Source organism: Kitasatospora sp. A2-31 (genome assembly GCF_022288725.1).
In the GTDB taxonomy this organism is placed as follows: domain Bacteria; phylum Actinomycetota; class Actinomycetes; order Streptomycetales; family Streptomycetaceae; genus Kitasatospora.
Genome location: NZ_JAKNTA010000002.1, coordinates 649731 through 668737 on the forward strand (window position 1 = coordinate 649731; position 19007 = coordinate 668737).

General features: G+C 74.9%; 16 protein-coding genes. 3 read left to right on the top strand and 13 right to left on the bottom strand.

The genetic code is table 11. The features are described 5' to 3' along the window. Positions 1-131: 131 nt before the first annotated feature. The 4 genes from MCM47_RS07835 to MCM47_RS07850 all read right to left on the bottom strand — a co-directional run bounded on the left by MCM47_RS07835 (position 132) and on the right by MCM47_RS07850 (position 6197). Positions 132-704, bottom strand: coding sequence for a dihydrofolate reductase family protein (locus MCM47_RS07835; protein WP_238859777.1), 573 nt, complete (start codon positions 702-704; stop codon positions 132-134). A 274-nt stretch (positions 705-978) separates the two neighbouring features. Then, positions 979-2343, bottom strand: coding sequence for a carotenoid oxygenase family protein (locus MCM47_RS07840; RefSeq protein ID WP_238859779.1), 1365 nt, complete (start codon positions 2341-2343; stop codon positions 979-981). A gap of 119 nt (positions 2344-2462) precedes the next feature. After that, entirely contained in the window at positions 2463-3998 is a 1536-nt protein-coding gene (locus MCM47_RS07845; protein ID WP_238859781.1) for an MFS transporter, read from the bottom strand. 198 nt (positions 3999-4196) lie between these two features. Further along, complete coding sequence (locus MCM47_RS07850; protein ID WP_238859783.1) at positions 4197-6197, bottom strand: ATP-binding protein; 2001 nt, start codon at positions 6195-6197, stop codon at positions 4197-4199. 329 nt (positions 6198-6526) lie between these two features. Between MCM47_RS07850 and MCM47_RS07855 the strand changes: the two genes are divergently transcribed. Continuing rightward, positions 6527-6778 carry a hypothetical protein gene (locus MCM47_RS07855; RefSeq protein WP_238859784.1) on the top strand — a complete coding sequence of 84 codons (252 nt, stop codon included), beginning with the start codon at positions 6527-6529 and terminating at the stop codon, positions 6776-6778. Positions 6779-6814: 36 nt separating this feature from the next. On the opposite strand, the gene MCM47_RS07860 is transcribed toward MCM47_RS07855, so the two are convergent. After that, positions 6815-7672 carry an alpha/beta fold hydrolase gene (locus MCM47_RS07860; RefSeq protein WP_238859785.1) on the bottom strand — a complete coding sequence of 286 codons (858 nt, stop codon included), beginning with the start codon at positions 7670-7672 and terminating at the stop codon, positions 6815-6817. A 76-nt stretch (positions 7673-7748) separates the two neighbouring features. On the opposite strand from MCM47_RS07860, the gene MCM47_RS07865 reads away from it, so the two are divergent. Next, positions 7749-8708, top strand: a complete 960-nt coding sequence (locus MCM47_RS07865) for a DUF5937 family protein (protein ID WP_238860055.1) — start codon at positions 7749-7751, stop codon at positions 8706-8708. A 578-nt stretch (positions 8709-9286) separates the two neighbouring features. Here the strand turns inward: MCM47_RS07865 and MCM47_RS07870 are convergent. The 4 genes from MCM47_RS07870 to MCM47_RS07885 all read right to left on the bottom strand — a co-directional run bounded on the left by MCM47_RS07870 (position 9287) and on the right by MCM47_RS07885 (position 13070). Beyond that, complete coding sequence (locus MCM47_RS07870) at positions 9287-9802, bottom strand: hypothetical protein (RefSeq protein ID WP_238859786.1); 516 nt, start codon at positions 9800-9802, stop codon at positions 9287-9289. A 333-nt stretch (positions 9803-10135) separates the two neighbouring features. Beyond that, the gene (locus MCM47_RS07875) at positions 10136-10699 is read right to left on the bottom strand and encodes a hemerythrin domain-containing protein (RefSeq protein ID WP_238859787.1); all 564 of its coding nucleotides are present in this window, start codon (positions 10697-10699) and stop codon (positions 10136-10138) included. A gap of 252 nt (positions 10700-10951) precedes the next feature. Beyond that, a complete protein-coding gene (locus MCM47_RS07880; RefSeq protein ID WP_238859788.1) occupies positions 10952-11845 on the bottom strand; it encodes an SDR family oxidoreductase in 894 nt (297 codons plus the stop codon). A 136-nt stretch (positions 11846-11981) separates the two neighbouring features. Beyond that, positions 11982-13070, bottom strand: coding sequence for a glutamate--cysteine ligase (locus tag MCM47_RS07885; protein ID WP_238859789.1), 1089 nt, complete (start codon positions 13068-13070; stop codon positions 11982-11984). A gap of 213 nt (positions 13071-13283) precedes the next feature. Between MCM47_RS07885 and MCM47_RS07890 the strand changes: the two genes are divergently transcribed. After that, positions 13284-13607, top strand: a complete 324-nt coding sequence (locus MCM47_RS07890; protein ID WP_238859790.1) for a plasmid stabilization protein — start codon at positions 13284-13286, stop codon at positions 13605-13607. A 138-nt stretch (positions 13608-13745) separates the two neighbouring features. Here MCM47_RS07890 and MCM47_RS07895 read toward each other — a convergent pair whose 3' ends face one another. From MCM47_RS07895 to MCM47_RS07915, 4 genes are all read right to left on the bottom strand, one after another. After that, complete coding sequence (locus MCM47_RS07895; protein ID WP_238859791.1) at positions 13746-14126, bottom strand: hypothetical protein; 381 nt, start codon at positions 14124-14126, stop codon at positions 13746-13748. 187 nt (positions 14127-14313) lie between these two features. Next, a complete protein-coding gene (locus MCM47_RS07900) occupies positions 14314-15042 on the bottom strand; it encodes a phosphatase PAP2 family protein (RefSeq protein ID WP_238859793.1) in 729 nt (242 codons plus the stop codon). Positions 15043-15151: 109 nt separating this feature from the next. Further along, positions 15152-16393, bottom strand: coding sequence for a cytochrome P450 (locus MCM47_RS07905; protein WP_238859795.1), 1242 nt, complete (start codon positions 16391-16393; stop codon positions 15152-15154). A gap of 104 nt (positions 16394-16497) precedes the next feature. Beyond that, on the bottom strand, positions 16498-18900 hold the full coding sequence (locus MCM47_RS07915) for a glycosyl hydrolase family 65 protein (RefSeq protein ID WP_308222298.1): 2403 nt from the start codon (positions 18898-18900) through the stop codon (positions 16498-16500). Positions 18901-19007: the final 107 nt, after the last annotated feature.

Genomic DNA, 19007 nt, shown 5'->3' on the forward strand with positions numbered 1-19007 from the left:
CCGAGTTGGGGAGTTGTCCTACTGTTTGAAGGTCTGTCGGTTGGTGAGCAGAGGGTGTGCCGGATGTGGCCGCCTGCTGGCCGATGGCGGTCCGGGCGGGTGGCCGGGACGGCGCCGGCCGGCGGGTCGCGTCAGTGGACGACGTCGAAGACGTTCAGCTGCAGGCCGTTGTCGTAGGCCCGGTGCTCGACCAGCCGGAGCTTCTGGGCGTCCTTGTCCGTGGTGCTGAAGAGGCGCTTGCCCGCACCCAGCAGGAGCGGGAAGACGAGCAGGTGGTAGCGGTCGATCAGCCCGGCGTCCGAGAGGCTCTGGTTCAGCGAGGCGCTGCCGTGGACGATGATGGGGCCGCCCTCGGTCCGCTTCAGCGCGGCGACCTCGTCGAGCGAGCGCAGGATCGTCGTCTCGCCCCAGTTCGACACCAGGTCGTCCTCGGTGAGGGTGGTGGAGACGACGTACTTCGGAATCACCTTGTACTCGGCGAAGTCCGCCATGTCCGGCCACACCGGGCTGAACGCCTCGTAGCTGATGCGGCCCATCAGCATCGCGGTGGCCTCGCTCTGCTCCCGGCCCTTGATCTCGAACGCCTCGGGCAGGAAGTCGGTGTGCTTGAAGGTCCACCCGGAGTTCCGGTAGCCGGGCTCGCCGCCCGGGGCCTCGACGACGCCGTCGAGCGAGATGAAGGCAGTGCTGATCAGGGTGCGCATGTCCGGGTGTTCCTTCGCGTTCGGTTGCCACGTCTCGACCGGCCCTTCGACGACACCGCCACGACCACACCTGCAGCGCGCCGTCCGGACCGGTCATGGGTTCTGACTGTGGATCATGGACGAACTCATCGGTCGCCGTCCAGCATCGTCGCCGACGGGACCCAGGCGTCCTCGCCCCGGGCCCGCCCTCGCGGGTGCCACGTCGAAGGCCCCGCTCCACCGGCCTTAGGGTCCGGTGGAGCGGGGCCTTCGCTTCGCGCGCGGGTGCGGGGCGTCAGCCGCGGGCGGCGTCCTGGCCGGTGTCGGGGATCCAGGAGCCGTGGAGTCCGGCGCTGACGCGGTGGGGCAGGTGAACGGTGGCGAGGCGGTCGAGGCCGGTGGCGTCGAGGACCAGCAGCTGCGAGGCGTCCTGCTTGAGGTCGGTCACGACGGTGAGCAGGTAGCCCTCGTCCTCGCCGGTGGCTCCGGCGGCCGGGACGAAGAGGGCCTCACTGGGCATCCGGGCGTCGCCGACCGGGCGGATGCGGCGCGCCCCGGTGATGCGGTCGTACTTGACGACGCCGTAGCCGCCGAAGCCCTCCTCGTCGGGGAAGGAGACCGCGTACCGGTAGCGGTTCTCGGCGCCCAGGTACTCCTCGTTGAGGGTCGGGAACTCCACCGGCAGGTCGTCGATGATCTGCTCGTCGACGGTGCCGGCCATGAGGTCGACCACCCAGCGTCGCGTGTAGGAGCGGCTGACGGGCTCGCTGCCGCGCCCGGGGGCGCCGGTCCACCAGTTCCAGGAGAGCCGGAACCCTTCCCGGTCCACGGTGGGGCCCTCCAGGACGATGCGGCCCAGGCCGTCCTCGTAGGCGTTGGCGACGTGCAGCATGTTGCCCGGCTCGATGGAGAACCAGCGGACGCGCCCGGCGCCGTGGCCGCCGCGCGGCATCACGCCGATGCGGGCGGGCTGCTCGTCGCTCCAGCCGTAGGGGATGCCCGAGTGATCGGTGGGGTCGAAGGTCACGGTGCCCTCGACGAAGACCACGTGGCGGCGGGTGATGGCGAAGTCGTGCTTGAGCGAGGCGGTCGCGCCCGGGACCTCGGCGCTGTGGACGATCCCGCCCTTGGCGTCGGCGACGTAGTACGTCAGGAACGGCGGGAAGGGTGAGGACGCGAAGAAGTGGAGCTCGCCCGTCACCGGGTCCTCCTTGGGATGCGCGGTCATCGCGGTGCGCAGCCTTCCGTCGAAGTCGTACGCCCCGACCGTGTCCAGCTCCCGGGTGAGCTCGAACGGCAGGTTCGCCTCGCAGAGGGCGAGCAGCCGGCCGCCGTGCTCGATGACGTGGGTGCCGGCGGCGCTGGCGGTCAGGTCGGGGCCGTGCTCGGTCAGGTAGGGGGCGCCGTCGAGGGCGGGGGTGCGCACCCAGCGGTTGCGGTACCACTCGGCGCGGCCCTCGCGGAGCCGGATGCCGTACACCATGCCGCTGCCCTTGAACCAGTGGGTGGGGGTGATGCCGGGCTTGGGGTTGTGGCTGTTGCGGACCAGCCGGCCGGTCAGCTCGGGCGGCAGGGTGCCCTCGACGGTCAGCCCGGTGGCGGTGAGCTCGTCGGCGACCGGGGTGTAGTGACCGGTCAGGTACGGCTTGGGGGCGTTCATGGCGTGGATCCTTTCGGTGTGCGGTGTGCGGTGTGCGGTGTGCGGTGTGCGGTGTGCGGAGTCGGGTGGTCCGGGGGTCGTGACCGGGATCGTCGGAGGGACCGGCCCGGTCGGTCGGTTCAGGCGGCTTGCGGGTCGGGCGCCGGCCGCGCGGAGGCGGTCACGGACTTCCGTCGGCCGGTGCACCGGGTGAGCAGGAGCGCGAGCAGGGCGGTGACGGTCAGGATCGCGGCCGAGACGGCGAAGGCAGCCCGGTAGCCGGCGGTGAGGGCTTCCAGGTGCGGCTGCCGGGCGGCCGCGTGGGTGGTGACGGAGCCGGCGAGGGTGGTCAGGGCGGCGAGGCCGATCGCGCCGCCGACCTGGCGGGTGGTGTTGACCAGTCCGCCGGCCAGCCCGGCGTCCCGGGGCGGGACGCCGTCCACCGCGAGGGCGGTGAGCTGGACGAAGGCGATGCTCAGACCCAGACCGATCAGGACGCTCGGTCCGAGGACGTCGGCGAGGTAGCTTCCGTCGGCGCTGATCCGTGACAGCCAGAGCAGACCGGCGGCCTCGGTGAGCAGGGCGGCGACCACGGTCGTGGCGGGGCCGAGCCGCCGGGAGACCCGCGGTGCCGCGGCGGCGCCGAGCATGTTGGCCGCGGCGAGCGGGAGTTGGCCCGCGCCGGTGGCCAGCGGCCCCGAGCCGAGGACCTGCTGTTGGTAGAGCGGCAGGAAGAAGAACAGGGCGATCCACACCGACCCCAGCAGGGCCATCAGCAGATTGCCGGTGGCCACGCGGCCGGTGGCGAGCAGCCGCGGCGGTATCAGCGCGTTCGGCCGGCGGCGCTCGATGACCGCGAAGGCCGCGAGCAGGACGGCGGCGGCGCCCAGGGACCCGACCACCCCGCCGTCGCTCCAGCCGGCTCCGCGGGCGGTGGTCAGGCCCCAGACCAGACAGGTCAGGGCGAGGGTGACGGTGGCGGTGCCCAGCAGGTCGAACCGGCCGGACGCCCGCCCGGCCTTCGTCCCGGACACGCGCTCGTCCACCGGTGCGGCCACGCGTCCGGCCCCGTGCGCGACCGGCGGTGGCACGAGGGCGACCACGGCGGCCAGGACCAGCGCCGACCCGAGCGCGACCGAGTGGAAGATCCACGGCCAGCCCCATGCCTGGGTCAGCACTCCGCCCAGCAGCACGCCGGCCGCTCCTCCCGCGCCGGAGACCGCCCCCCACACCCCGAGCGCCATGCCGCGCCCGGAGCCGGTGGGGAACTGCTCCATCGCCAGGGCGAGCGCGGCCGGGGCGATGGCCGCCGCGGCGAGGCCCTGGACGGCCCGGGCGGTGATCAGCACACCCCCGGCGGCGGCCAGTCCGGCCAGCAGCGAGGCCGTCGCGAACAGTGCGAGTCCGGCGACCAGCACCCGGCGGCGGCCGAGCAGGTCGGCCGCCCGACCGCCGGCCAGCAGCAGTGCCCCGAACGCCAGGCCGTAGGCGTTGACCACCCAGGTGGTCGAGCCGTCCGAGAGGCCGGCCCCGGCCCGGATCTGAGGCAGCGCCACGTTCACGATCGAGGTGGCGAGCATGACGGTGAACTGGGCCGCGGCGAGTGCCGCGAGCGCCGCTCCCGGTCGGTGGGCCCGGGCTGCTGCCGGGTCCGTCTGCGTGCGTGCAACGTTCATGGCGCACAGACTCGTTCGGGACGCTGTCCACTTGCCAGGCCCGGCGGCGGCGAGGACTGTCCACCCCTGTCCGCAGCTGTCCACCCGCAGCTGTGCACCCGCGGCTGTGTACCCGCGGCGGGCCGCGCCCCCGCGCGGCCCGCGCCGCGCCCCGCCGGAGAGCAGGCGGGCGCGTCCTTGTCGCGGGCGTGCGCGTCCTCAGGGGGTGCCGTGCAGCTCCTGCTCCCACAGTGCCTCGCAGAGCAGGTCCAGCCCCTGCCGCAGGTGGCGCCGGTAGGTGCCGTACGGGAGGTTCAGACGGCGGGCCGCGGCTTCCTGGGTGGGTGCACCGGAGAAGTAGCCTGCCGTCACGGCGTCGCGGGCGCGGACACCGCGGGGATCGCGGCCGAGCTCGTCCACGGCCCGGCGCAGCAGGCCGCGCAACTCCTCGGCGGGCTCTTCGAAGTCGGCTGCCAGGCGGGCGCGCAGGAGGGAGCAGGCGGCGAAGGCGCCCGGGTCGCGCCAGTGCGCCAGGGCTTCCCGCACGGCCTGCTCGAACGCAGCCCGTGAGACGCCCGACGGCCCGGCCTGGACGGGCACGGCGGCGGCCGCGATGAAGTGGCGCAGCCACGTCTCGACGGGCACCTGCCGCCAGTCGACGCCGAACACGCCGTACGTGTGGTCGCCGACCCGGGGGCGGGCGCCGGTGTCGGCGAGGCTGCCCTCGACGCGCGCGGCCCACGTCTCGGCGTCCCGCCAGACGGCGAAGCCGAAGGCGCGGCCACGGGCGCGGGCGGACTCCGCCTGGGCGCGGGAGCTGCTCAGGTCGATCACGCGCGAGGGTATCTGGTAGCGCTCGGGGTAGACCGTGAAGCGGCTGACGCCGATGTGCTCGCCGGGCCGTACCGGCGCGGTGGCGTCGGTGTACGCCCAGGCGGCCGCCACCACCGGATCGGTGGCCAGGTCCTCCGGGTCGGCGGGGGCGGGCAGCGCGAGGCGGGCGGTGAACGCCACGATCCGGCCGGTGCTCACGAGCCGGTAGACGCTGAAGGCCTGCGGCTGACGCTCCGCCCAGTAGCGGACCAGTTCCGCGGACTCCGGGCCCTCGGTCTCCGTGGCCATGCGCAGCACGACGTCGAGGTCGTCCGGGGTGAGGGGCCGGTCGTGCACCTCGTCCTCGCGGGACCAGGTGCGCAGGCGCGCCACGATCTCCCCCTCGCGGAAGAGGTAGAAGAGCTCGTCGGTGACGGTCCAGACCCGTTCCTCGGGTGCCTCGCGCAGCAGCCGCAGGTACTCCTCGGTCAGCCGGTGGCGCATCGTCAGGAAGGCGTTGGGCGCCCGCCAGCGCAGGTCGGCGGCCAGCGTCTCGCGCGCGGCGTCGTGCGGGTGGAGGCCGCGGTGGGTGGACTCCATGAAGGGCAGGTCCCGGAGCCAGGCGAAGAGCGGGTGGGCGTCCTCGTCGGGCAGGACGGCGGCGAGCAACTCCTCCGAGGTCGAGTAGGCCTGGGCCGCCACCTCCAGGGCGCGGCGATGGGCCGCGGTCGGCACCTCGCCGATCAGACCCGACAGGAGGGTGCGCAGGACGTCGGCCGAGGGGGCCCAGACGTCCTCCCGGTGCCAGTCGGCCGTCCTCGCGGCGGCCGCGAGGGAGAGGGCCAGCGGGTTGCCGCCGGCGAAGCGCAGCACCCGCTGCCGGAGCTGGGGGACGACCTGTGCCGTGGTCAGCAGGCTCCGGGCCTGATCCTCGGTGAACGGCTGCAGTTCGCGGACGGCCAGCAGCCCGGCCCAGGCGGGGTCGGCGGTCCACTGGGGCTGCGGGGCGAGGCGGCCGGCCAGGACCACCAGGGTGTCGTCGGCGGCGCGGGGCAGGAACCGCTGCCACAGCCAGCTCTCCAGCCACTGGCAGTGCTCGAAGGAGTCGACGAGCAGGACCGTCCCGGGCACGTCCAGGAGCGGGGCGGCGGTCCGCTCGAAGTCGGCCGGGTCCCGGCTCACGAAGCGGCCGTCCAGTTCGAGGGGCAGCCGTCCCGCCGCCCGGGCGTCGTCCGCTAGGCGGCGCAGCAGCGTCGACTTGCCGATGCCGCCCGGCCCGAACACGTAGAACGCGAACGGCGCCTGCGGATCCCCGGCCAGGGCCTGCGCGAACTGCCCGAGCTCGGCGTCCCGGCCGATGAAGGCCTGGACGCGTGCGCTGCTCAGTCTCTCCCGGACGGACGCCACGACGGTTCCTCTCCCCGTCCCCCGGTACCGGACCGGCCCTGCCGTCCGGAGGTCTCTGCGAGGGAACGGGCCCACCGGGGCGGCGGGGTGACAGGAGCTTCGGTCCCGGGCCTCCCGCGGACGTTGTCGTGGGCACTATAACCGAAGCCCCGTCGACACCGGGCTCGGCGGATCGGGCCCCGGACGGTTCGCCCTCGCCCGGGTCGCTCCGGCCTTCGCCCGGTGGTTGAGGGGCTGCAAGGAGGGCACCCGCAGGGGGGAGGGCCGCAGGCGGCCGCGCCGTCCGCCCCGATCGGACCCGCGGGACGAGAGCTTTCAGGAGGCGAACCATGAGAGAGCGGGGAAAGGACCTGCCGGCCGCCGACACGCGACCCCGCCGGGTCGTCAAGCCCCTGGACGAGGCGGCGGGGGACCGCTCCTACGGTGATCGTGCGGCCGGTGCCGAGCCCGACCCGGCCTCCAGCCGCAACCGGCCGCCGGACGGCACCGCGGTACGCGAGAGCTACGACGCGACCGCCGAGGCAGCGCGCGCCGTCCCCGGACGCGAGGACGGCTCCGAGGCACCGGACACCGAGGAGTGAGGCCGGTCCCCGGTTCCTGTGCCGGGTCGCCCCCGGTCACTCCCGGTCCCGTCGGAGGAAGCCCGCCACCGTCGCCGTGAACGCCTGCGGGTCGTCCAGCCACGGGTAGTGGCCGGCGTCCGGCTGGACGGCGAGCGCCACCCCGGGCAGGAGCGACGCGGCGCCGGCCGCGGACTGCGCGGTGGGCCACAGGTCGAACTCGCCCACGAGGAGCAGCACCGGGCAGGACAGGGCGCCCAGGCGGCGCCGGAGCCCCTCGGAGTCGGGCGTGTAGCCCTGGTAGTAGTGCTCGCTGACCGGCAGCGCCCGCTGCGCGGGATCGGCGGCGGCGTGGGCACGGGCGGTGTCGTCCCAGCGGCCGTACATCAGCGGCTCGAAGGCGAACCGGTACGGTGCGGCCTCCGCGAAGGTGTTCGCGGCCTTCACGTGCCGGTACGCCGTCGCGGCCTCGGCGTGCCAGGGCTCGGCAGCACGGGCGGCGATCACCTCCTCCGCGCCGGTGTCGGAGGGCAGCCCGACGGCGGCGAACGAAGGGGCGACCAGGGTCAGGCTGTCCAGCCGGTCGGGGTGGGCGGCGGCGTAGAGCATGGCCAGGCTGCCGCCGGCGGAGCGGCCGAGCAGGTCCACGCGGTCGAGGCCGAGGTGGCGGCGGAGTGCCTCGACGTCGGCGACCAGGCGGTCGACCCGGTACGTGGCGGCGGCGGCGGGCGTCCCGGAGGCGCCGGTGCCGCGGGTGTCGGGCAGGATCAGGGTGCGGTGCGCGGAGAGGCCGCCGAGGTCGCCCAGGTACTCCGCGGCGCGGCCGGGACCGCCGGGGAGGCAGAGCAGCGGCGGGCCGTCGCCGAGCGTGCGAAAGGCGAGCCTGGTTCCGTCGTACGAGGTGATGAACTCCATGGCGGACAGCCTGGGGGCGGTGGTCCTTCCCGGCTATCGTTCAGGCAGGGCTAAACGATCAGGGGGCGCCTTGGCGGTGGAGATCCGGCTGTCGGCGGTCGACGTGGCCCGGGTGCGGCTCGCGGCGTCGCCGCTGGCCGAGACGGTGTTCGGGGTGCGGGCGGCGCTGGGCGTCGGTGGGCACGAGGTGCACCGGCCGTGGGTGCGCGAGGCGCAGCCGGTGCTGGCGGGGGATCCGGACCTGCCGTTGCTGCAGACGCTGCTCGCAGGGTGCCTGCCGTCGTTCCTGTTCCCGGTGCCGGTGGAACGCCTGCCGACGTTCGACACCGAGCTGGCGGGCCTGCGGACGACGGACCCGGCGTACGTCGCGGCGGAGTGCGCTGCCGCAATGCCTGCCCGGGCCGGCACGCTGCCGGCCCCGGCGGAGCTGCTGGAACGGGTCGCCGATGCGTTGGCGCGCTGCTACGCCCAGCTGGTGGCTCCGCACTGGGGGCGGATGCGGGCGGTGCTGGAGGCGGACCTGGACCGGCGGGCGATGACGCTCGTGGACGGCGGCCTCGAGGGACTCTTCGCGGAGCTGCATGGCGACGTGCTCTGGCGGGAGGGCGAGTTGGTGGTGCACGGGCGCCGCCGACGGGGCTCCGTGTGGACGGTCGAGGCGGGCGGCCACGGGTTGGTGCTGATGCCGTCCGTCTTCGGGTGGCCGGACGTGGTCGTCGACTACTCCCCGCGCGCCGCCGCCTCGCTCCGCTACCCGGTGTCCGGCGTCGGACTGCTCCGGGAGCAGCCCCGCCCGACGTCCGCCGGCCTCGGCGCCGTCCTCGGCCGCACCCGCGCCGCCGTACTCGCCGAGCTCGGCGAACCGCTCAGCACTCCCGAACTCGCCGCCCGGGTGGGGGTCACCGCCGGCGCCGTCTCCCAGCACCTCGGCGCCCTGCGCGGTGCGGGGCTGGTGACGACCCGCCGCACGGGCAGGACGGCCGTGCACCTGCGCACCCGGACGGGCACGGCGCTCGCGGCCGAGCCGTCGGACTGACCTCGCCGGCGTCGCCCGGCCCGCTCACGAGGATGCGCCCGGTCGCGGGCTCGGCGCTCACGGAGCGGCGCGGTCCGCGGCCGGCGGCTCGGGTTCCGTGCCGTCCTCCCGGTCCCGGCCGGCGGCCGGGGCGTCGGCGGTGGAGGGGCCGCCTTCCGGAGGCGTTGCCGCGTCACCGTCCCCGGTACGGCTGCGACCGGTCCGTTGATCCAGGTGTTCGGCGGGTTCGTGCGAACGGCCGCGCATCGCCACGGCCCAGGACCGTCGTCTGGTGCTCACAGCTGCCTCCCGGGGGAAGGCGGACGCGGGCCGTCCGCCGGTGCGACGCGACTACCCTCCCGGGCCCCGGTCACACCCGCCGGGTACAGCCGGGCCTGCCGGGGACCGACGCCGGTCGGGGGTCCACCGGTACGTGCGGATCGGGCGGTTCCCGTGGCAGCAGGCGGCGAGCGCCGCGTTCCGGGCGTGTCTCCGGTCCGTCCCGGCGGATCATCCGGTGGAGTCGCGGCCCGCGGCGTAGCGCTCGCGATAGCGGCGTTCGGCCCGGGCCAGGACCTCGGGGCCGAGCCGTGCCGTGCCTACCGAACGGCGGTGTTCTCGCCCTCCAGGTGTTCGAGGAGCTGCGACCGGTGCAGGGCGGCGACCGGTTCGAGGAGATCGGGGTGCCTGAGGAGGGGCGCCGCCTGCAACTCGTGCTCCCCGGGGCGGGCGAGGCGGCCCACGTCGCCGGCCGGGTCGCTGCCCGCTGCGGTCACGGCGCCGTGGGCGCGTCGGGCGAGAGCGGGGTCGGCCAGCAGGCAGGCCGCCCAGCTGACCACCGTCTCCTCCACCCAGGTGCGCCACGCGCCGTCGCCGTCGAGGTCGTCGTGTCCGATGCCGGTGAGCCAGTCCAGCCGGTCGCTGCCGCCGGGGCCGAGAAGGTGCAGCAGCCGGGAGTCGAGCTCCGACGGGTAGCGCAGGGCGCAGGCCAGGGTGACCGCCTGCCTGGCCTGCGCCTCGCCCAGGGCGCGGCTGAGCGCACCGGGGGCAGGAGGGTAGGCGGCCAGCAGCCAGCGGGTGCCGGCGGCTATGACGGGGGAGAGATCGGTGGACACGGCGGTGGCTCCTCGACGGGCGTGCTCGCCGCCCGTCAGGGCCCCGCGAGCTGCGGTTGTGGAGCTCCGCTGCTCCGCTTGTGGCGGACCAGTGTAGGCGGGGTGGGTCGGACTGCGGCATGACGCGCGTCACCCTCACCCGGTGGGTCGCTCGGTCGGTGGGTCATGCCTTGGTCGGTCGGCGGGTCGTCGGGTCGGCGGGTCGTCGGGTCGGCGGGTCGGCGGGTCGGCGGGTCGGCGGGTCGTCGGTCGGCCGGGCGGACCCGGACCCCGGGCCGATGCGGACCCGGGCGCGGTGCCGCAGGGCCGCCGCGCCCGGGGTACCGGGGTGGATCAGGAGTTCTTGCCGCGGCCGGTCACGAAGTCGCGGGCCCGGTCGACCAGCCCGGCGCCGGGTGCCAGCAGCTTGCTGGCCATCGGGGTGTCCGGTGCGGCGGGATGCGGCCGGGTGGGGGCCATGGACTTGGCGCGGCGGATCTTGTCGCCGAGGTCGTTCAGCGTCTCGGGCGTACAGGCCTGCCGGAGCCTCGGGAAGAGGTTGGCCTCCTCGTCCTGGACGTGGGCGGCGACCTCGTCCATCAGTTGCTGCACCAGCAGGTTCATCTGCGGGTCGTCGGTCTTGCTCTTCTCCAGCTGCTTGAGGAGCTTCTCCACGCGGCCGTGGTCCTCGAGTTCCTTGTCCGCGAGCCGGTCCCCGCCCTCGACGTGCTCGCGGACCGCCGGGTAGAGGTACTGCTCCTCGGCCACCGAGTGCCGGACCAGCTCGATCGTGACCTCGTCCACGAGGTCGCGCAGCTGTTGGCCGCCGCCGGTCATCGCCTGCATCCGGGCGAACATCTCCTCCACCTCCCGGTGGTCGGCCATCAGCTCGTCGATCACGTTCCCGCCGTGCCCCATCTCGCCTCCAGTTCCCTTCGGGCGGGCTCGTCCCGCCCGGCCGGGAAGGGTTCCCCGAACCGCCTGCGGTCACCGGCCGCACGGGTACGGCTCACCCGATCGGACGCGGGTTTCGAGCCGAACGCGGCGCCGCTCGGGCCCGGCGCCGGGTCGCGGGACGGCTCGGGCTGATCCTCGTCTGGCCCCGGGCCCGGCAGAGCCGGGTTCCCGCCCGCCGAGGTCGTGCCATGGCGACGGGGTCGGGCACTCCGATCAGGGGAGCGGGGTGCCGCCGGTGGCGTTGACGATCTCGGCGGTGATGTACGAGGACTCCTGGGAGGCGAGGAAGACGTAGGCGGGTGCCATTTCGGCGGGTTGGGCGGCACGGCCGAGGGGTGACTGTTCGCCGAAGTGGGCGACCTTCTCCTCGTCCATGGTGGCGGGGATCAGCGGAGTCCACACCGGACCGGGGGCCACGGCGTTGACACGGATGCCGGCCGGGGCGAGCTGGAGTGCCAGTCCCTGGGTGAAGGCGACGATGGCGGCCTTCGTCATCGCGTAGTCGAGCAGGTGGGGGCTGGGCTTGTACGCCTGGACGGAGGCGGTGTTGATGATGGACGCGCCCGGGCGGAGGTGGGGGAGCGCGGCGCGGGTGGTCCAGAACATGCCGTACAGGTTGGTCTTCATGACCCGGTCGAACTGTTCGGTGCTGATCGCGGACAGGCCGTCGGGCTGGGACATCTGGTACGCCGCGTTGTTCACCAGGATGTCGAGGCGACCGAACCCCTCCGTGCAGCGCGTCACCAGGTCGGTGCAGAACCGCTGGTCCCGCAGGTCGCCGGGTACGGCGAGGGAGCGCCGTCCGGCGTCGACGACCAGGCGGCTGGTCTCCTCGGCGTCGGCCTGTTCCTCGGGGAGGTGACAGAAGGCCACGTCCGCGCCCTCCCGGGCGAAGGCGAGGGCGACGGCGCGTCCGATACCGGAGTCGCCGCCGGTGATCAGGGCGACGCGCCCGGTCAGGCGTCCGCTGCCGCGGTAGCCGGCTTCACCGTGGTCGGGGCTCGGCCGCATCGCCTCGCCGCTGCCCGGATGGGGCTGGGACTGCTCGGGGAACGGGGGCTGCGGGTACTGGCCGGCGGGGTCCTGCGGGGTGTGCTGGTCGCTCATCACGGCGGCTGCTTGCTCCTCAACCATTGCGGGGCCACGCCGGGAGGGGCGGCGGCGGGGGTACTCGGGCCGAGTCTCGCGGGCGGGCGCCGGGCCCGCGCGGCGGATTGCGCCATGCGGGTGACGGGTACCGGCCTCATCCGGTCCCCACGGTCTCGCTCGCGATCATGTCGATCAGTCCGGTCCGGCCGCCGCGTTGCAGCTCGCGCCGCTGGCGGGCGGCTCCGTTCCCGTCCCGGTGGAGCTGGTCCAGCAGCCGGACGGCGCGTTGCTGGTCGCCGGTCTCGTGCAGCGGCCCCTTGAGCAGGGTCATCAGCCCGTCGGTGACCTCGCGGGCGCTGCGGATGCGGTCCGCGAGCGGGTCGTACAGCAGCCCGGTCGCCCCGCGGCGGGCGGCGTGCCAGGCGATGGCGCGCAGGTACTCGGGCGGGTCGGGTTCACCGGGCGGGTGGGCGAGCGCGTGCTCGGCGAGTGCCCGGACCAGGCCGGTGAGCAGGACGGCTTCGTCGACCCGGAGTTGGACGTCCATGGCCCGGATCTCGACGGTCGGGTAGCGCTCGGACAGGCGGGCGTGCCAGTACAGCTGGCCGGTGTCGTCGACGAGGCCGGTGTCGACGAGGCGGCGTATGCGCCGGTCGTAGTCCTCCGCGTCGGCGAAGTACGGTGGCGGTCCGGCCACCGGCCAGCGGTTGAAGACGACGGTGCGCCAGCTGGCGAAGCCGGTGTCCCGCCCGCGCCACAGGGGTGAGTTGGCGGCCAGCGCGGTGAGGACGGGGAGCCAGGGGCGCAGGGCGTCGAGGACCGTGATGCCCGCGTCACGGTCGGGGACGCCGACGTGGACGTGCATGCCGTTGGTCAGCTGTTCGTCGGCGAGGGCGCCGGCCTGTCGACGCATCCGCCGGTAACGCGGAGTGGGCGTGAGGGGGATGGTCAGCCGGTCGGTGAAGGGCGCGGAGCCGGTGGCCGCCAGCCGGGTGCCGCAGGACTCGGCGGCCTGGGCCAGGGTGTGGCGCAGGCGCAGCAGGTGGCCACCGACTTCGTCCAGGGTGTGGCAGACCGGTGTGGCGACTTCGAGCTGGGCCTGACTGAGCTCGCGCTGGACCTCGTCGCCGGCGAGTGCGGGCTGGAGGCCCGCGGCGGCCTGGACGCGGGCGGCGCGGGTGACGGGCACGCCGGTGACCGGGTCGATGAGGAGGTACTCCTCCTCCACGCCGATGGTGAGCACACCGGGCGGGTACCCGCCGAACGGACGAGCGAACGCGTCGGTACCGGTCGGGGTTCTCCGCGGGCTGGTCGGCCCGACGCCCCGCCGCGCCCGTCGCCGGGCGCGGCGGGGGAGTCGCCGATCCGGGCGCGGACGCGTCGGGATCCGGGTTCGGGGTAGGCGCTGCGCAGCGATCCCGACCGGGTGAGGATCCCGACTGGTTGAGGAGGAGCCATGCCTGCCGGTTCGAACAAGAAGCGTGAACGCCAGTACGAGCACATCAAGGAGAGCGCGAAGGACCGCGGTGAGAGCGAGAAGCGCGCGAAGGAGATCGCGGCGCGGACCGTGAACAAGGAGCGCGCCCGGCACGGTGAGTCGAAGACCGCCAGCCGCTCCTCGACCGAGGACATGTCGTCGTCGCGGCGCGGTGGTCTGCGTTCGCATTCGGGCTCGCAGGGGCCGACGTACGACCAGCTGTACAACGAGGCGAAGCAGCGCAACATCGACGGCCGTTCGAAGATGAACAAGAAGCAGCTGGCCGACGCCCTGGGGCGCTGAACCGCGGATGTGCGCGGGGCGCGGGCGCGCCCCCGCCGGGCCCAGCGGTTGAGGGGCTCAGCGGTTGAGGTCCGGCCGAGCCGGCCGCAGGACGACTGCGGCCGGCTCCCGACGCTGCACGGCCGGCGCGTGGGCGGATCAGTCGTCGGTCCCTGTCTGGTCCGGCTCCTGGGGGTCGACTCCGGTCCGGGCCTTCTGCGTGTATCCGCCCGCCGGGCGCCCGGAGGGGCCCTGCGGTCCGTGGTCGCGCCGGTGGGGGGAAGGCCCCTGTTCCTCTCCGCGGCTGCCGTGGCTGTGCACGGTGTCCCCGGGCACCTCGCGGTTCTCCTCCGCGGCGGGTTCACGGCCCGGGCCGGGCTCCGGGGCGTAGGTCTCGGGGTGGAACGAGCGGTGGGCGCTGTCGTTCGGCTCCTGGTGCTCGGCGTCGATGTCGCCCGACCAGCCGTGGTGACGGCCGTGATGGCGGCTGGCCTGGCCTTCGTCCATGGACGGGTGGGTTCCTGGCTTCTTGGAGTTCATGGTTGCCGTCCTCGCCTTCGGGGAGTTCTCGCCCGGCGCCTGTCCAGTTCGGCCGGTGCCACACCTGGAGGTTGCCGTGGCCGGGCGTCGTGGCCGGCCGCTGCGGACGGTCCGGTCCTTCCACCACGGCCGGGGCCCGGGTGGCGGTGGCGCGAGCGCGTCGGGACGACCGGTGCGATATGCCCGGTCAGCTCCCGCCGTCCTGCGAATCCCCCCGCAGTCGGCCGGGGCGGGGGGCCAGCTCGTCGTGCCGGGGCACCGGAGCCGGACGCAGGGCCGCCCTGCCGATCGCCAGCCAGCCGGCGGCGAGGAGCCAGGACCCGAGGACGTCCAAGGGCCAGTGCACCCCGAGGTAGACGCGGCTGAGGCCGATCGCGACCGCGAAGAGGGCGGCGCCGGCGGCCGCGGCCCTGGCCGCGGTGGGACGGGCCCGGGCCACGGCCATGGCCAGGAGGCCCGCGCTCACCGCGGAGGTGAACGCGTGCCCGGAGGGGAAGGAGAACCCGCCGGCGGTCGTGGCCCAGTCCAGCCGCGGCGGGCGGGGCCGGTCGAAGACCTCCATGAGGATGCGGCGCAGGAACTCGCCGGCCAGCAGCCAGAGCAGCGGTGCCACCAGCAGCAGCACGGTCCTGCGCGGCGGGCGCGGGGCGGGGGCGGCCCTGACCAGGACGACGCCGGCCGTCAGGGCCAACAGGAGGGGCACCACCCCGGTGCCGAGCGCCGTGAGGGCGACCACGGCGGAGCGGGCCGCCGGGGGCCGGTCCGTCGCACTCCAGTGGACCGCGGCCCGCTCGAACGGGAAGGGCACCCAGGTGCGGGTGGCCAGCAGCGCGGCGAGCGCGGCGAAGAGCAGCCACGCCGTCCCCAGGACGACCAGCCACTCCCGTCCGCGTCCGGTCCTGCGCCGCCCGACCACTTCTCCAGTGCACCCCCTCGGGCGCGTTCCACCAAGCCCCGGCCCCGGCCGACCGCTCGGCCCGGCCCGAAGCCCGCCGACGGGTGAGCCGACGAGCCGGTGGTCGGGACTACGGCACCCGTCGGACGGGGACCGTGCGGGGACCTCGCACCAGGAGGCCCGGACGGTAGGGGAGCGCGCCGGGGTCGGCGGCCAGGCGCAGGTCCGGCAGGGCGTCGAAGAGCCGGGGCAGCGCGACCTCGGCCTCGAGCCGGGCCAGCCGGGCGCCGAGGCACACGTGCGGGCCGTGCCCGAACGCGAGGTGCGGGAGCGCTCGCCCGCTGCCCGGTGCGTAGCGGCCGGGGCGGAAGGCGTCCGGGTCGGTGAAGACGTCCGGATCGCGGTTGGCGGCCGCCAGCACGACCAGGACCGAGGCGCCCGCGGGGACGACCGTGCCGCCCCCGAGGTCCACCTCCTCGCTCGCGCGCCGCCAGGTGGTCCCCTCCAGGGGGCTCGCGTGCCGGAGCGTCTCCTCGATGACCGCAGCCCAGCCGGAGCCGGCGTCCTGCCGTGCGGCGCGCAGCTCGTCGGGGTGGTCGAGCAGCAGCAGGGCGGCGGAGGCCAGGAGGTTCATCGTCGTCTCGTAGCCGGCGAAGAGCAGGAGGAAGGCCATCGCCAGCAGCTCCCCGTCGTCCAGGGCCGCCTCGTCCTCGTCGCGGGCCAGCAGGCTGAACAGGTCCTCACCCGGCCGGCGGCGCTTCTCCGCGATGAGTTGGGCGAAGTACCGGTGGAGGCTCTGCCAGGCCTGGTCGAGCTCGCCCGGGGCGAGGGCGCCGGCGGGGGAGCCCACGCGGTAGGTCCAGGTGCGCAGGTCCAGGCGGTCCTGCTCCGGGACGCCCAGGATCTCGCTGATCACCAGGACCGGCAGCGGGAAGGCGAAGCCGTCGACGAGGTCGACGACCGCACCGCTCCCGGCCCGTGCCGTGAGCTCCGCGAGCACGGAGTCGGTGAGAGCGGCGATCCGCCCGGTGAGGGCGTCCACCCGGCGGGGTGTGAAGGCGACCGACGCCAGGCGGCGCAGCCTCCGGTGCTCGGCGCCGTCGGTGTTCAGCATGTGCTGCTCCAGCACGGACCGCGCGCCGGCCGTCGCTCCCTCGGCCTTGCGGGGGCCGGCCTTAGGTGCGGGTACGTTGGAGAACCTCGGGTCGGCCAGGACCGTCCGGGCCTGTCGGTAGCCGGTCACCAACCACGCGGACGTCCCGTTGGACAGGGCCACCGGCGCCGCCGGGCGGCCCTGCTCGCGCAAGGCGGCGTAGAACGGGTACGGGTCGCGGGCGAACGCGGCATCGGCGGGGTCCAGAGCAGTCGTCACCCGGTCATTCTCGTCCGGGGGCATCGGAGGGGATGATGCACCCCCCGCTCCGGCGGCCCGCGCAGCCCCGCCGACCGCCCGGCCCGCCGGCGCCGGGCCCGGGGTCAGAGCGGGAAGCGGCGGACCTCCCCGGGCCGCACGACGGTCGGGCTGCCGCGGAAGCGGACCACCACCGGGTCCTGCCGGTCCTCGTGCAGGCTCACGGTGGCCGCAGCGCGGTCGACGGCGACCACCAGGCCCCAGTGGCCCCGGTAGCGCAGTTCGAGTTCCAGCCGGCCGAGGGCGGAGGGCAGACGGGGGTCCAGCCAGAGGGCGTCCTCCCGGATCTCCAGGCCGGTGTAGCAGCGCTGCAGCAGGTCGACCGCGCCCGCCATGGCGCCGAGGTGGACGCCCTCGGCGGTGGTTCCCCGCTGGCTGTCCCGGAGGTCGGCCACCAGGGCGTCGCGGAAGTACCGCCAGGAGGCGCGGCGGTCGGAGCGGGTGAGCACCCAGGCGTGCACCACGGAGCTGAGCGTCGAGCCGTGCACGGTGCGCCGGAGGTAGTAGTCGGTGGTGCGGCGGAGCAGTTCGTGGCCGGCGGGGTAGCCGAGGTGCCGCAGCAGGTCGCGGACCTCGCGGGCGGAGAACAGGTACCAGAGCATGAGCACGTCGGCCTGCTTGGACGCCTTGTAGCGGTTGACCGTGTCGCCCTCGGCCTCCAGGATCCGGTCCAGCCGGCGGAGGTCGGTGTACCGGCTCCGGTAGGCGGTCCAGTCGAGTTCGGCGAGCCGCTCGTACCCGTCGAACTGGCTGAGGACGCCCGCGTGGAACGGGACGTGCAGGCGCCGGCCGACCTCCTGCCAGCGCTCCAGTTCGAGCGCGTCGAGGGCGAGGCGTTCGCGCAGCTCGTCGCGGCGGTAGCCGGGCAGGGCGTCCAGGGCGTCCCGCGCGCGGGCCAGCACCCAGGAGGCCAGCACGTTGGTGTAGGCGTTGTCGTCCAGGCCGGGACCGCGGGCCCAGGGGTAGGCGTCGTGGTACTCGTCCGGCCCCAGTACGCCGCGGATCGACCACCGGCCGTCGCCCCGGTCGTAGCCGGCGGCGGAGGACCAGAACCGGGCGATCTCCAGCAGCATCTCCGCGCCGGCCGTGGCGAGGAAGTCCCGGTCGCCGGTGGCCTGGTAGTACTGCCAGATGTTGTAGGCCACCGCCGAGCCCACGTGCCGCTGCAGATGGCTGTGGTCGGGCAGCCAGCGGCCGGAGAGCGGGTTGAGGTGGAGCCGCTGCGACTCCTCGCGTCCGTCGCTCGCGCTCTGCCACGGGTACATCGCGCCGCGCCGGCCGGCCTCGCGGGCCTGCCGGCGGGCGGCGTCGAGGCGGCGGTGGCGGTAGCGGAGGACGGCGCGGGTGAGTTCGGGGAAGCGCAGGTTCAGCAGCCGCAGCACGAACAGGTCGTCCCAGAAGACATGGCCGCGGTACGCCTCGCCGTGGAGCCCGCGGGCAGGGATGCCGGCGTCCAGGTCGACGGAGTGCTCGGAGTACGTCTGGAGCAGGTGGAACAGGCTCAGGTGCAGCGGTCCGGCGCCGTCGAAGGCCGCCTCGATCCGGCAGCGGCGCCACAACTCGGCCCAGCGCAGGGCGTGTTCGGCGAGCAGCTGGCCGAAGCCCGGCGCCTCGGCGGCGAGCAGGGCCGAGGCGCGCCGCGGTGCGCCGATCGCCGGGTCGCGGGAGGTGTGCAGGGCGACCGTCTTCTCGACCGTGACGGGCCGGCCGCGCTCGGCGTCGACGGTGAGGAGGTGGGCCGCCCACCCGGTGCGGCACTCGGTCGCCACCTCCGCTCCCCGGTCCGCCTCGACGAGCGTCCGGGCACACAGGGCGATCCGCAGCGGTGAACCGGCCGCCCCGACCTCCAGCCAGAGCCGTCCGGCCGCGTCCACTCCCTGGCCTGCCGGGACGAGGTGCCGTTCGGCCAGCCCCCGGTAGCGGGCGACGCCGGTGTTGGCGACGTTCCCGTCCAGGCCCGAGCGGACCTCCAGCGGGCCGGACCAGTTCTCCGGCGTGAACGTGCTCTCCAGCGCGAGCAGGTGCGGCCGGGCCTGGCTGGCGAGGCGCCGCTGGACGAGCCGGGTCCGCCGCCCCCGGTCGTCGACGACGAGGGCGGTGCGGGTCAGCAGGCCCCGGCGCAGGTCCAGTTCCAGTTCCTGTTCGTCGGGTGGACCGGTGAACCACGAGCCGTCCGCCGGGCGGAAGGTCAGCGGCAGCCAGTTGGGGCAGTTGACGAGGTCCTCATTGGCGACCACCCGCCCGGCGACCGTCGACTCCGCCCGGTCGTAGCAGCCCGCCAGGTACGTCCCCGGGTAGTGGACGCCGTCGGCCACCGACTCCGGCGCGGCACCCCGGGTGACCGCGTAGCCGTTGCCGACCGCGCACAGCGCCTCCCGAAGCCCCTCCTCCACGGGGTCGAAGCCCCCGAAGTGCAGGATCCACGGGTCCGGCATGAGGGGGTGGCCCGCCGCTGAGTCCGCTGCCACGTCGCGACCTCCGTGCCGACCGGTCTGACTCCAGTGTGCGCACAGCACCGCCCGCTTGCTCGTCGCCGGAGCCGGTGGCCGTCGGGCACCCCCACCGGAACGGCCGC

Bases quoted from the DNA above. Each gene is read 5' to 3' on its own strand.
- MCM47_RS07835 (WP_238859777.1), bottom strand. From the start codon at position 704: ATGCGCACCCTGATCAGCACTGCCTTCATCTCGCTCGACGGCGTCGTC.
- MCM47_RS07840 (WP_238859779.1), bottom strand. From the start codon at position 2,343: ATGAACGCCCCCAAGCCGTACCTGACCGGTCACTACACCCCGGTCGCC.
- MCM47_RS07845 (WP_238859781.1), bottom strand. From the start codon at position 3,998: ATGAACGTTGCACGCACGCAGACGGACCCGGCAGCAGCCCGGGCCCAC.
- MCM47_RS07855 (WP_238859784.1), top strand. From the start codon at position 6,527: ATGAGAGAGCGGGGAAAGGACCTGCCGGCCGCCGACACGCGACCCCGC.
- MCM47_RS07860 (WP_238859785.1), bottom strand. From the start codon at position 7,672: ATGGAGTTCATCACCTCGTACGACGGAACCAGGCTCGCCTTTCGCACG.
- MCM47_RS07875 (WP_238859787.1), bottom strand. From the start codon at position 10,699: ATGGGGCACGGCGGGAACGTGATCGACGAGCTGATGGCCGACCACCGG.
- MCM47_RS07880 (WP_238859788.1), bottom strand. From the start codon at position 11,845: ATGAGCGACCAGCACACCCCGCAGGACCCCGCCGGCCAGTACCCGCAG.
- MCM47_RS07890 (WP_238859790.1), top strand. From the start codon at position 13,284: ATGCCTGCCGGTTCGAACAAGAAGCGTGAACGCCAGTACGAGCACATC.
- MCM47_RS07895 (WP_238859791.1), bottom strand. From the start codon at position 14,126: ATGAACTCCAAGAAGCCAGGAACCCACCCGTCCATGGACGAAGGCCAG.